This window comes from Actinopolymorpha sp. B11F2 (assembly GCF_040195635.1).
Taxonomy (GTDB): domain Bacteria; phylum Actinomycetota; class Actinomycetes; order Propionibacteriales; family Actinopolymorphaceae; genus Thermasporomyces.
The window spans coordinates 1-13106 of sequence record NZ_JBEFTX010000009.1; the positions used below are offsets into that span (position 1 = coordinate 1).

The 13106-nt window shown below is 69.8% G+C and carries 11 protein-coding genes; 7 read left to right on the forward strand and 4 right to left on the reverse strand.

The features are described from left to right. Window positions 1-351: 351 nt before the first annotated feature. Window positions 352-1887, reverse strand: coding sequence for an acyl-CoA carboxylase subunit beta (locus ABN034_RS17220; RefSeq protein WP_349692019.1), 1536 nt, complete (start codon window positions 1885-1887; stop codon window positions 352-354). A 31-nt stretch (window positions 1888-1918) separates the two neighbouring features. Continuing rightward, the gene (locus ABN034_RS17225; RefSeq protein WP_349692020.1) at window positions 1919-3085 is read right to left on the reverse strand and encodes an acyl-CoA dehydrogenase family protein; all 1167 of its coding nucleotides are present in this window, start codon (window positions 3083-3085) and stop codon (window positions 1919-1921) included. Window positions 3086-3185: 100 nt separating this feature from the next. On the opposite strand from ABN034_RS17225, the gene ABN034_RS17230 reads away from it, so the two are divergent. Beyond that, window positions 3186-3584, forward strand: coding sequence for a MerR family transcriptional regulator (locus ABN034_RS17230; protein ID WP_349326956.1), 399 nt, complete (start codon window positions 3186-3188; stop codon window positions 3582-3584). A 17-nt stretch (window positions 3585-3601) separates the two neighbouring features. After that, window positions 3602-5791 carry a heavy metal translocating P-type ATPase gene (locus ABN034_RS17235; protein WP_349692021.1) on the forward strand — a complete coding sequence of 730 codons (2190 nt, stop codon included), beginning with the start codon at window positions 3602-3604 and terminating at the stop codon, window positions 5789-5791. Here the strand turns inward: ABN034_RS17235 and ABN034_RS17240 are convergent. Then, window positions 5775-6179: a type II toxin-antitoxin system VapC family toxin gene (locus ABN034_RS17240; RefSeq protein ID WP_349692022.1), complete on the reverse strand. Its 405-nt coding sequence runs from the start codon at window positions 6177-6179 to the stop codon at window positions 5775-5777. The genes ABN034_RS17235 and ABN034_RS17240 overlap by 17 nt on opposite strands. After that, on the reverse strand, window positions 6176-6457 hold the full coding sequence (locus ABN034_RS17245; RefSeq protein ID WP_349692023.1) for a type II toxin-antitoxin system Phd/YefM family antitoxin: 282 nt from the start codon (window positions 6455-6457) through the stop codon (window positions 6176-6178). Before ABN034_RS17245 ends, ABN034_RS17240 begins: the two co-directional genes overlap by 4 nt. A 149-nt stretch (window positions 6458-6606) precedes the next feature. Here ABN034_RS17245 and ABN034_RS17250 point away from each other — a divergent pair, with 149 nt between their 5' ends. The 5 genes from ABN034_RS17250 (at window position 6607) to ABN034_RS17270 (ending at window position 13092) form a co-directional block, all read left to right on the forward strand. Further along, window positions 6607-7320, forward strand: coding sequence for a class I SAM-dependent methyltransferase (locus tag ABN034_RS17250; RefSeq protein ID WP_349692024.1), 714 nt, complete (start codon window positions 6607-6609; stop codon window positions 7318-7320). Between the two features lie 144 nt (window positions 7321-7464). Beyond that, complete coding sequence (locus ABN034_RS17255) at window positions 7465-9465, forward strand: VWA domain-containing protein (RefSeq protein ID WP_349692025.1); 2001 nt, start codon at window positions 7465-7467, stop codon at window positions 9463-9465. A 77-nt stretch (window positions 9466-9542) separates the two neighbouring features. Beyond that, window positions 9543-11303, forward strand: a complete 1761-nt coding sequence (locus ABN034_RS17260; RefSeq protein WP_349692026.1) for an acetyl/propionyl/methylcrotonyl-CoA carboxylase subunit alpha — start codon at window positions 9543-9545, stop codon at window positions 11301-11303. A 34-nt stretch (window positions 11304-11337) separates the two neighbouring features. Beyond that, complete coding sequence (locus ABN034_RS17265) at window positions 11338-12249, forward strand: DMT family transporter (RefSeq protein ID WP_349692027.1); 912 nt, start codon at window positions 11338-11340, stop codon at window positions 12247-12249. Between the two features lie 12 nt (window positions 12250-12261). Then, window positions 12262-13092 (forward strand): hypothetical protein, encoded by an 831-nt coding sequence (locus ABN034_RS17270; RefSeq protein ID WP_349692028.1) that lies wholly within the window; start codon window positions 12262-12264, stop codon window positions 13090-13092. Window positions 13093-13106: the final 14 nt, after the last annotated feature.

Genomic DNA, 13106 nt, shown 5'->3' on the forward strand with positions numbered 1-13106 from the left:
GACCACGACACCTGCCGCTCCCACGCCGCCATCACCAGAACCCGCACATGACCATTCACCGCAGCAACATCGATCCCCGCCAACAAAGCGGCAAGCTCAGGACCCGGCGCAGCCGAAGCCAACGCGCCGAGGTCAAGAACCCGAGGATCGAACATAGGAGCGAGTCTACCAGAAGTTGATCACGACCACAGGCCAGAACCAGCTTGTTTTCAAGGGGTTCGCCGTCTGCCATTCATCCAGACGACCACCCCAGCCGACACGGACAGGGTTCATCGCGGAGCTTCGGCCGGTGCCAATAGTGGAGCTTCGGCCGGTGCCAGTAACGGACGTGGCCGGGGCGCTTGAACTCCCTCACACGGGAGGGACGCCGTGCCGCTTGTCCGGCGTACGACGGTCCTTGGTCTGGGCAGCCGCAAGCCGCGCCACCAGCTCACCACGCAGGGCGCCCGGTTCGACCACCGCGTCGATCACGAGGTCAGAGGCGAGCCGCAGAATGTCGATGTCGTCTTCGTACTCCGCCCGCAGCCGCTCCACATAGGCTTCCCGCTCGACCGGATTCTCGATCTCGGCGATCTTGTTGTAGTACACGGCATTGATCGCCGCCTCCGGTCCCATCACCGCGATCTTCGCCGTCGGCAGGGCGAGGCATGCATCGGGTGAGAATCCGGGCCCGCACATCGCATAGAGCCCGGCACCATAGGCCTTGCGCACAATCACCGACACGGTAGGAACGTTCGCCTCCGCCACCGCGGTGATCATCTTGGCACCCGCGCGGATGATTCCCTGGCGTTCCACCTCGCTGCCGATCATGAATCCCGGAACGTCGGCGAGGTAGACCAACGGCACGTTGAACGCATCGCAGAGCCAGATGAACCGCGCCGCCTTGTCCGCACTGTCGACGAACAGCACTCCGCCTTTGACCGCGGGATTGTTGGCGACGACCCCGACGACCTGACCTTCCAGACAACCGAATCCGACGATGAGCTCTGGTGCGTACAACGGCTTGATCTCGAAGAACGAGTCGCCGTCGAGAAGGGCGTCGAGCACCTCGTGCATGTCATAGCCGATGCTGTCCTGCTCCGGCACGAGGTCGGCGGTGAAGTCACGCGCGGGCGGACTCGCGGCGTACAACGGCGGACGATCGCGCCAATGTGCCGGTATATAAGAGAAGTACGCCTTGGCGAGGTCGATCGCCTCAGCGTCGTCGGCCGCCAGCAGGTCACCGCAACCTGAGATTGACGCGTGCATCCGCGCGCCGCCCATCTCCTCCAGTGACACCTTCTCGCCGACGACCATCTCGGCCATCCGGGGAGAGCCGAGATACATCGACGCGTTGCCCTCGACCATGATCACGAGATCGCAGAACGACGGGATGTACGCACCGCCGGCAGCGGACGGGCCGAACAGGCAACAGACCTGGGCGACCTTGCCCGACAGCGCCACCTGGTTGGCGAAGATCCTTCCCGCGCCACGACGACCTGGAAAGAGCTCCACCTGGTCGGTGATCCGGGCACCGGCGGAGTCGATGAACCAGAAGATGGGAAGCTCATCACGCAAGGCGATTTCGGTCGTACGCACGATCTTCTCCACCGTGCGGGCACCCCAGGAGCCCGCCTTCACGGTGGAGTCGTTGGCCACCACCAGCACGGGCCGTCCACCCACGAGCGCGCGGCCGGTGACCACGCCGTCGGCCGGCAGGTCAGCGGCCGCTGCATTGGCCAACTGGCCGTCCTCGACGAACGTGCCCGGGTCGACGAGCAGGGCGATCCGGTCACGGACATAGAGCTTCTGCGCCTTCGCAAGCCGCGCGGCACCTTTGTCGGACGGGCGCAACGTCGCCTCCCGGGCGGCCGCGACCGCCTTGGCGTGGTCCTTGCGTTCACCCATCGCGTCGCCCCCAGTGTCCTTTGTCAGAACACTAACGGACCGGCAGGCCCAGGTCGCGGGCGATCACGAGCCGTTGGATCTCGCTCGTTCCCTCACCGATCTCCAGGATCTTCGCGTCACGATAGAACCTGGCGACCGGGTACTCCTCCATGAAGCCGTACCCACCGAAGACCTGCGTCGCCGTCCTCGCAGCGGATACGGCAGCTTCGCTGGCGAACAGCTTCGCCATGGCGGCGGCGCGCTTCACCTCGGCGGCCGGCCGGCCGGCGTCCTTGGCCGCTGCGGCCTTGTACGTAAGGAGTCGCCCCGCCTCGACCGAGACCTGCAGGTCGGCGATCTGGAACGCCACGCCCTGGTTGGCACCGATCGGTTTGCCGAACGACGTCCGGCTCTTCGCGTAGTCCAGAGCGGCGTCAAGGCACCCTTGCGCGAGCCCCACCGACAGCGCTGCCAGGGCGATCCGCCCATGGTCGAGGATGGCGAGGAACTGCTTGATCCCCTCACCCCGCCGCCCCAAGAGGTGGTCGACAGGCACGCGGGCGTCCGTGAACGTCAACGGATGCGTGTCGGACGCGTGCCAGCCAAGCTTGCGATAGGCCGGCTCGACGACGAAGCCTGGCGTGCCTGACGGAACGATGATCGCGGAGATCTCCGGACTTCCGTCAGGCAGGTCACCGGTCCGCGCCGTCACGGTGACGAGAGAGGTGATCGGCGTACCGGAGTTGGTGATGAACTGCTTCGAGCCGTTGACCACCCAGTGGTCATCGGCAACGACGGCACGCGTCTTCGTCGCCGCCGCGTCCGAACCCGACTCGGCCTCGGTGAGCCCGAAACCCGCCAACGCGGCCCCGGCGGCAAGGTCCGGGAGCCAGCGTTGTTTCTGCTCCTGCGTACCCCAGGAAAGGATCGGCCCGATCCCCAACCCCACCGCGGCCTCCAGCGTCAGGCCGAGCGACTGGTCCACCCGGCCGATCTCCTCGATCGCGACGCAGAGGCTGGTGAAGTCGCCGCCTGATCCGCCGTACTCCTCGGGCACCGGCAACCCGAAGAGTCCCAGCTTGCCCATCGCCTGGACGGTCTCGACCGGGAAGTGGTGCCGCTCGTCCCAGTCGGCGGCATGGGGCGCGATCTCCGCCTCGGCGAACTCGCGCACGACCGCACGGAAAGCCTCGTGCTCAGGTGAAAGCTCGAACGTCATGGTCCCCAGAGCTCCCCGCCGCTCGGTGGCCGCGAGGCCACGCTTCGCTTACGCTTACGTAAACGTAAGCCTGACTCTACCTCGGCGCAAGGGATATCCGATGAACGCTCCCGCCCGATCGACGCAGGAAACCTGGACCATCACGGAACTGGCCGCAGAGTATTCGGTGACACTGCGGACGATCCGGTTCTACGAGGACCAAGGCCTCATCTCACCCGAGCGGCGTGGGAGCCAGCGGGTCTTCCGCGCGCGCGACCGGGTGCGCCTCGGCCTGATCCTGCGCGGCAAGCGGCTCGGCTTCTCCCTCCAGGAGATCGCCAAGATCGTCGATATGTACGACGCGGAACCCGGGGAGGCCGGGCAGCTGCGGTATCTCCTGGAGCAGATCGCCGTACGACGGGAAGAACTCGAGCAGCGCCGCCGCGACATCGAGGAGACGCTGGACGAACTCGCCGAGGTGGAACGCCGCTGCCGGGAAGACCTTGCACGATTACCCTAGGGGGGTATGGTGTACCCATGACGCACGCTGACGCAGGGCACCACGGGCACGACACGCATGTGGGACAGGCCAGGCACGACCAGCACGCCGGCCGCGACCAGCACGCCGGCCGCGACCAGCACGCCAGGCAGGACCAGCACGCCGGCCATGACAAGCACGCGGGACATGATCCGGAGATGTTCCGCCGCAGGTTCTGGCTGAGCCTCGTCCTCACCATCCCGATCGTGGTGACCAGCGAGATGGTCATGGGCTGGTTCGGCTACTCCCTCGACATCCCGGGCGTCAGCTGGATCGGCCCGGTGCTCGGCTCGGTCGTGTTCCTCTATGGCGGCTGGCCGTTCCTCGCCGGTGGCGTCACCGAGATCAGGGACCGCGCGCCCGGCATGATGCTCCTGATCTCCATGGCGATCGTCGTCGCCTATGTCGCCTCGCTCGCCAGCACCGCCGGGCTCTTCCAGCTGGAGTTCTGGTGGGAGCTCGCGGCCCTCGTCACCATCATGTTGCTCGGCCACTGGCAGGAGATGAAGGCGATCGGTCAGGCACAGGGCGCACTCAGCGCCCTCGCCGCGCTGATTCCCGACGACGCCGAACGCGTCACCCCCGGTGGCGGCGTCGAACGCGTCGACGTCACGGACCTGCGGCCGGGCAACATCGTCCTCGTCCGCCCAGGCGCACGGGTGCCCGCCGACGGCACGATCGTCACCGGCGGCGCGGAGTTCGACGAGTCGATGATCACCGGCGAGTCCCGGCCGGTGGCACGCGGCGAAGGTGATCGCGTCGTCGCCGGCACGGTCGCCACGGATGCGGCGGTCCGGGTCGAGGTCACCGCCGTCGGCGACGACACCGCCCTCGCGGGCATCCAGCGTCTCGTCGCGCAGGCGCAGGCCTCCCGTGGCCGTGCGCAGGTCCTCGCCGACCGCTTCGCCGCCTTGCTCTTCTACGTCGCGACAGGTGCGGGTCTCCTCACGTTCCTCACCTGGTGGGCGCTCGGCAACCTCGGCGAGTCCGTCACGCGCACGGTCACCGTCCTCGTCATCGCCTGCCCCCACGCCCTTGGTCTCGCCATCCCGCTCGTCATCTCGCTGTCCACCGCGGTCGCGGCCCGCTCCGGCATCCTCGTCAAGGACCGGTTGGCACTGGAACGCATGCGTACCGTCGACGCGGTCCTCTTCGACAAGACCGGCACCCTCACCAGGGGCGAGCACGTCGTGGCCGGGGTCACCGCCGCCGACGGCACCACCGAGTCTGACGTGCTCCGCCTCGCCGCCGCCGTGGAGGCCGACAGCGAACACCCCCTCGCGCGGGCGATCGTCGCGGCCGCCGCCCGCCGCGACGGAGCCACTCCGCCGCCCGCCGCGACCCGCTTCCGCGCGCTGACCGGTCGTGGTGCGCAGGCCGACATCGACGGTACGACGTACGCCGTGGGCGGCCCCGCGCTCATGCGGGAACACGGTGCGCAGGTCCCGCCGGACCTGCGTAACGCGACCGAGACATGGGCCGAGCGCGGTGCCGCCGTCCTCTACCTCCTCCGCCTGCCGTCGCCGAGCGACTCCGCGACCCCTGTCGTGCTCGGGGCGTTCGGACTCGAGGACGAGGTACGCCCGGAGGCGCGCGAGGCGATCGCGGAGCTGCGGCAGCTGGGGCTCGGTACGATCGCGATGATCACCGGCGACGCCCGCCAGGTGGCCCAAGCGGTCGCCGCCGACCTCGGATTCCGCGAAGGCGTCGACGAGGTCTTCGCCGAGGTCCTGCCCGCCGACAAGGACCGCGCGGTCGCCGAGTTGCAGGAGCGCGGCCTCACCGTCGCGATGGTCGGCGACGGGGTCAACGACGCACCGGCACTCGCCCGGGCCGACGTCGGCATCGCGATCGGCGCCGGCACCGATGTCGCGATCGAGTCCGCGGGCGTCGTCCTCGCCACCTCGGATCCGCGCGCGGTCACCGGCGTGATCCGGCTGTCCCGCGCGTCGTACCGCAAGATGATCGAGAACCTCGGCTGGGCGGCGGGTTACAACGTCGTCGCGATTCCGCTCGCCGCCGGCGTGCTCGCCTGGGCCGGCTTCAGTCTCAGTCCGGCCGTCGGCGCGATCCTGATGTCCCTCTCGACGATCGTCGTCGCCCTGAACGCACAGCTCCTCCGCCGCGTCCGGCTCGCCCCGCCCGCGCCGGACCGGGCGGCTGCTACGTCCGCTACTCCGGCGCGCTGACCGGGAAGCCGAGCTCGCTCGACGCATCGGCGAGTTCGGTGTCGTACGTGACGAACGCGGTGAGGTCGGCGCGGAACGGATCGGCGGTGGCGAGGTGGATCGCGTCGAGGGACCCCAGCCTCGGTGTGTGGTAGGCAATGGCCCGGGCCAGGACCGTCGTGGTGAGGTCCGCAACGTAGACACCCCGCAGCGCCTGGCCGGCGAGGTAAGGCACCCGCTGGTGATCGACGCCCGCGCGGATCAAGGTGCGAGTGATCTCGAGCTGTGCGAGTTCGCTCGTGATCAGCGCAACGTCCTCGTCCAGCCCCTGCCGCCACGTACGCAGGGCTTCGGACTCCTTTTCCGGCTTGATGAACTTGAGCAGCGCGCAGGCGTCGAGATAGATCAACGCCGCCGCTCCCTGTCGCGGTCGGCGATGAGCAGGTCGGACAGACTTCCGACATCTTCGGCCAGATCGGAAACGAGCTCTGGTAGCCCATGCTCGACCGGCGGTCGGACCTCGCCAGCAGCGATCATGCGCTCCAGCGTTCCGCGATCCTCGACCTCGGGGACCATGCGGAGGACAGGCTTGCCCCGGTCTGTCACCAGGATCGACGCTCCGGCGCGCACCCGTGCGACCGCCTTGGAGGGGTTCTGGTTGAGCTCCCGCAGCCCGATGGTTTCCATCCGTCCAATGTACCTATCAAATGTAGTTACATCAACGAAATCCCTGTGCCCCTCATGGAAGCACCGGCCGGCGCTACGCGACCTGCTGCGGGCCACCGCCGCCCAACCGGGAACGATCTGCTGATCGCGCAATGCCCTAGGCTTGTCCGATGAGCGAGACCCGAGTCTCACATGGCAAGTCGGTGGCCGAGGCGTTCGGCGCAGCGGCAGGGACGTACGACGAGAGCCGGCGCCGTCTCGTGCCGTGCTTCGACGACTTCTACGCGACCGCGGTCCGGTTCGCGACCCTCGACCTGCCGGCCGTGGCGCCGCGGGTGCTCGACCTCGGGGCGGGGACCGGGCTCTTCTCGCTCCTGTTGTCCGGCGTACGACCGGATGCGTCGTTCACCCTCGTCGACTCGGCCGCACCGATGCTGGCCAAGGCCGAGCGCATGCTGACCGACCGCGGGATCACGCACGAGATCCGCCTGCAGGACCTCGCCGATCCGCTGCCGTCCGGTACGTACGACGCGGTTGTCTCCGCCCTGGCCATCCACCACCTGCCCGATGCCGGGAAACGCGACCTCATGCACCGGATCCGTGCGGTCCTCGCCCCCGGCGGTGTCTTCGTCAACGCCGAGCAGGTGGCGGGTGACACCTCCCGGCTCGACAAGCACTACGACGCGATGTGGGAGGCCGGCGCCCGCGCCCTTGGCAGCGACGACGGCGAACTGGCCGCGGCGCGCGCACGTATGGCGTTCGATCGGCCGGCGACCGTCGACGACCAGCTTCGGTGGCTGACGAAGGCGGGATTCAGCGACGTCTGCTGCCCGTACCGGGACCTCCGGTTCGCCGTCCTCGTCGGCTGGACACCGCGGTCCTGAGTCGGCGTCGGGCCCAAGCGGATGGCGATGCGCGGCCCCAGCCGGATGGCGAACGGTCGCCCTTGCCGGATGGCAGAACTACCGCACTGTCTGGCAAGCTCCCCCACGTCCTCGTGATCACTGGCCATCCACGCACGGAGAACCATGTCGACCCCGCCGCCCAGACTCCTCGCGGCAGCCAGCACTCTCAGCCTGCTTGCCATGCTCACCGCCGTGCTCACCGTGTCCTCGGTGCCCGCGGCATCCGCCGATTCCGCCTCCGACGAAGGACCCCACAAGCTGCTGCTGTTGTTCGACTCGTCCGGGTCCATGCAGGAACCTGACGCCGACGGGTCGACGAAGATCGACGCCGCCCGCACCGCGTTCAACGCACTCATCCCACGGCTCCCTACCGAGGGGCGGGTGGGCCTGCGGGTCTACGGTGCCACGGTGCCCGGCGAGACCGATCCCGGCGCGTGTACGGACAGCCAGCTCTCGGTCCCGATCGGGCCCGCTGACAAGCCGGCGTTGACGAAGGCCGTCGCCGGCTTCAAGCCGTACGGCGAGACTCCCATCTCCCACAGCCTGCAGCAGGCCGCGAAGGATCTCGGCACGACCGGCAAGCGGACGATCCTGCTCGTCTCCGACGGCGAGGAAACCTGCGATCCCGACCCGTGCGCGACCGCGAAGAAGATCGCCGGGCTCGGTATCGACCTCAAGGTCGACGTCGTCGGGTTCCGGGTCGACGCCACCGCCCGGCACCAGCTGCGGTGCATCGCCGACGCCGGCAGCGGGACGTTCTACGAGACCGACGACGCGGCCAACCTCGCGGCGAGTCTGCACAGGTTGTCCATCCGCGCGTTCCGGCCGTTCCGGGTGAGCGGTCAGACGGTCACCGGCGCGGGTGCGGTCGATGACGCACCGGTGCTGACCGCCGGCCAGTACGTCGACACCGCTCCCCGCCGCGGTGAGGTGAAGCGCTACCGGATGAAGCGGTCTACGAAGGGCTCGACCCTGCACGTCGGCGCGAGCGCCCGCCCCGCGCCCGGCAACGCCGTCGCCTCCCTCGCGCTCGAGACCACCACCGTCGACGGGAACGTCTGCGGCTACGGCCTCGGCACGGCGGTCAGCTACGAACGCACGAACCCGATCGTCACGGCCTCGACGTCGAGCTATGACAAGTCCACGGCATTCGACGAGCGGTGCCAGAAGGCCGACGAGATCGTCCTGACCCTGCGGCAGTCCAACAGCACCGGGACGACGTTGGACGGCGTACCCATCGAGCTCGCCGTCATCGAGGAGCCGCCCGTCACGTCGCGCGAAGGGCTGCCGGAAGCGGCCGACGACCGGCCGTCGTGGGTCGGCCCACCGAGTGCTCCAGCGCGCCCGGTCGTCGCGGGCGCGTCGTTCTCCGATGCTCCGCTCGTCACCGCCGGGCGGTACCAGTCGTCGCTGTTTCCCGGTGAGGTGCAGTTCTTCAAGGTCCGCCTGGGCTGGGGCCAGCGGCTCGAAGCGGCCGCTCGCGCACCCAAACCGTCACGGAAGCTCGCCAAGCTCACCGACAACCCGCAGCTCCTCGACGTCTCGATCATCAGCCCGACGCGCGGCAAGGCGACGGCGCCGTTGAGTGAGGTGGCCGGCCAGAACCAGGCCGTCCTCGACGACACCGCCACCGCCATGGCTCGCGCCACGACGGTCGACGTGCGTTATGAGAACCGCGACGGTGGAAGCGACGCGCAGCGGCGGCTCACCGTGCCGGGCGACTACTACGTCGCGGTCGCGCTCGGCGAGGACCAGGACGGCGAGACCTATCTCGTCCCGATCGAGATCGTCCTCGGCGTGACCGGTCGTTCGGGCGCGGGCGCACCGAGCTATCCGGACGGCGCCGCGATGCTCGTCCCCGGACCTGACGGCGAGGCGACCGAGTTCACCCCGGACGTCGCCCCGGTCTCGACGGACGCAGACGCCGATGGCCCGGCCGCCGAGGGGGTCGGCCCCGCGGAGGACCAGGCCGCGCCGTCGGCGCCGAAGGAGCGGATGTCGCCGGGACGCGTCGCCGCGGTCCTCGCCCTCACCGGCCTTGTGCTGGTGCTGGTCGTCCTCTCCGGCGTACGTACTCTCCGGCTGCGGCGCGCGGCGGCACAGCGCCATCCGGCCGCGCCGTAGGCCGCACCGACGCGACCTGACCGCCCCATAGACTCACGGGAGTCGTGCGACCAGCTGGCTCGGTGAGGTGCAAACAGGTGTCGACCATCAGCAAGGTGCTCATCGCCAACCGCGGCGAGATCGCCGTCCGCATCGCCCGCGCGTGCCGCGATGCCGGCGTCGTGAGTGTCGCGGTCTACGCCGAACCCGATCGGGACGCACTTCACGTCCGGGTCGCCGACGAGGCGTACGCGCTCGGCGGCACGACGCCGGCGGAGAGCTACCTCGCGGTCGACAAGCTCCTCGAGGTCGCGCAGCGCGCGAGCGCCGACGCCGTCCACCCCGGCTACGGCTTCCTCGCCGAGAACGCCGACTTCGCCCGAGCCGTCATCCACGCCGGCCTCACCTGGATCGGCCCGCCGCCGGAGGCGATCGACGCGCTCGGCGACAAGGTGCGGGCCCGCCACATCGCCGCCAAGGTCGGCGCCCCTCTCGTGGCCGGAACCCCCGATCCGGTGTCCGGTGCCGAGGCGGTGACGATCTTCGCCAGCCGACACGGACTCCCCGTGGCGATCAAGGCGGCCTATGGAGGCGGCGGGAGGGGACTCAAGGTGGCCCGCACCGCCGAGGAGATCCCCGAGCTCTACGACTCGGCCGTGCGCGAGGCGGTGGCGGCATTCGGGCGTGGTGAGTGCTTCGTGGAGCGCTATCTCGACCGGCCGCGACATGTCGAGACGCAGTGTCTCGCCGACCAGCACGGCAACGTGGTCGTGGTGTCGACGCGCGACTGCTCGCTGCAGCGTCGGCACCAGAAACTCGTCGAGGAGGCGCCGGCACCATTCCTCAGCGACGAGCAGGTACACACGCTCTACCAGTCCAGCAAGGCGATCCTCGCCGAGGCCGGCTATGTCGGCGCCGGCACGTGTGAGTTCCTGGTCGCCCAGGACGGCACCATCAGCTTCCTGGAGGTCAACACCCGACTCCAGGTCGAACACCCGGTCACCGAGGAGGTCACCGGCATCGACCTCGTCCGCGAGCAGCTCCGGATCGCCACCGGTGAGCCGCTCGGTTACGACGATCCCCCGCTGCGCGGCCACGCGATCGAGTTCCGCATCAACGCCGAGGACGCCGGCCGCGGCTTCCTCCCGGCGCCGGGCACACTGACCCGCTGGCACGCGCCGTCCGGTCCGGGCGTACGCCTCGACGGCGGTTACGACCAGGGCGAGACCGTGCCAGGCGTCTTCGACTCGCTGATCGCAAAGCTCATCGTCACCGGACGCGACCGTGCACAGGCGCTGGAGCGGGCCCGGCGGGCACTCGCGGAGTTCGTCGTCGAGGGCATGCCGACGGTGATCCCGTTCCATCGAGCCGTCCTGGACACGCCCGCGTTCGCGGCGCCCGGGGGCGCCTTCGAGGTGCACACCCGCTGGATCGAGACCGAGTTCGACACCCCCATTCCGGCGTACGACGGCACCGCCGAAATCGCCGCCACGCCCCCGCGGGAACGCATCACCGTCGAGGTCGGCGGCAAGCGGCTCGAAGTCGTCCTCCCGGCCGGGCTCGGCGCCTCGCAGGCGTCCGACGCCGGCAGCCGGCGACCGCCTCGGCGCGGCAACAGCGCGAAGTCCCAGGCCACCGCGTCGGGCGACGCCCTCACCTCGCCCATGCAGGGCACCCTGGTCAAGGTCGCCGTCGAGGACGGCCAGACCGTGCAGCCCGGTGACCTCGTCGTCGTCCTCGAGGCGATGAAGATGGAACAGCCGGTCAACGCGCACAAGGCCGGCAAGGTCGCCGGGCTCGCCGCCCAGGTCGGCGCGACCGTGACCGCGGGCGCCGTACTCTGCGAGATCAAGGACTGACCTCCAGGCCCGGCAGGGCGGGAATGAGTGGGCCATGCCACGTCGTGCCTGGGCAGAACTGCTCGCCCTCTCCGCCCTGTGGGGATCGTCGTACCTCTTCATCAGCATCGCGTTGCGCGACGTCGGGCCGGCGTTCCTCGCGTTCGTACGGGTGGCGGGGGCGGCACTCGTCCTCCTCCCCCTCACCTGGCGGCGGCGGTCCGCGCTCGAGGGCCGGTGGAAGTACCTCCCACTCGTCGGCCTCTTCCAGGTCGCGGTGCCGTTCGTCCTCATCTCCGCTGGGGAGCGGCACATCGACTCCGGCCTCGCGGGAACGCTGGTGGCCACGGCGCCGCTGTGGTTGGTCGTCCTCGGTCCGGTGATGGCGCTCGGGCGCCCGAGCGTCCAGGCGCTCGTCGGCACCCTCGTCGGCCTGGTCGGCGTCGCTCTCCTGCTGGGCGGGATCGGCACCGGTGCCTCCGTCGACCTCGGTGGCGCCGGCATGGTGGTCGCTGCCGCCATGTCCTACGCCGTCGCGCTGACCCTCGTCCGGCGCTTCATGCACGGGGTGCACGCCACCGCGCTCACCGGGGCGACCATGGGGACCGCGGCGCTGCTGCTGGTGCCGCCCGCGGCTCTCGACCTGCCCGCCCGGGCGCCCGGGTGGACGGCTGGGGGCGCCCTCCTCGCCCTCGCCGTCGCCTGCACGGCGGGTGCGTTCGTCCTGTTCAACCGGCTGATCGCCGAAGTCGGGCCGCAGCGCGCCAGCCTGGTCGCCTACCTCACGCCGGTGTTCGCCATCGGCTACGGCGCGGCGCTCCTGGACGAGCCGCTGGGAATCGGTACCTTCGCCGGACTTGCCCTGATCCTGGGCGGTTCCTGGGCGTGCAGCCGACCGCCGCGGATCATCCCGGGGAGCGGGGAACACGAGGGGAGGGTTCGAGCGTCTAAGCTGAAAGCTGGTTGAGGGAGGCCGCTCGTGGAGTTTCTACTTGTCGCAGTGGTGATCATCGGCATCGTCGCGTTCGTCGCCAACCGGCGGGCGCAGACGCAGCGCCGAGAGCTCGAGGCTGCCGAGCTGCAGAAGGTCAAGGCGTTCGCCGCCGAAGACGTCACGAAGTTCGGCGAAGAGCTGCAGCGCCTCGACACCGACGTCGCCGGGCAGGACCTCGACGAGGCCACCCGGCAGGACTACGAACGCGCGCTGGACGAGTACGACACCGCCAAGAAGGCCCTCGACACGGCCCAGCGGCCTGACGACATCAAGCACATCACGTCGATCCTCGAAGACGGCAAGTACGCCGTCGCCTGCGTACGCGCGCGGATCAAGGGCGAAGGTCTGCCGCAGCGGCGGCCGCCATGCTTCTTCAACCCCCAGCACGGACCGTCGTTCGAGGACGTCGAGTGGGCGCCCGCCGGCGGTGCCTACCGCACCGTGCCGGTCTGTGCCGCCGACGCCGAGCGGGTCCGCGCTGGCGCCGAACCCGACATTCGCAAGGTGACCGGCCCCGACGGCGAGCGGGTGCCCTACTGGCAGGGCGGGCCCGCCTACGCCCCCTGGATGCAGGGCTACTTCGCCGGCTTCGCGACGTCCGGCCTGCTTCCGGCGTTCCTCATGGGCTCGATGATGGGCGGCATGTGGGGCGGCTACGGCGACGGCGGTTACGGCGATGAAGGCGGCGACGGCGGCGGCGACGCCGGCGATGGCGGCGGCGACGGTGGTGGAGACGCCGGCGGCGACGGTGGCGGCGACTTCGGCGGTGGCGGCGACGGCGGTGGTTTCGACTTCGGCGGCGACTTCGGCTTCTGACGATCCACCGGCGC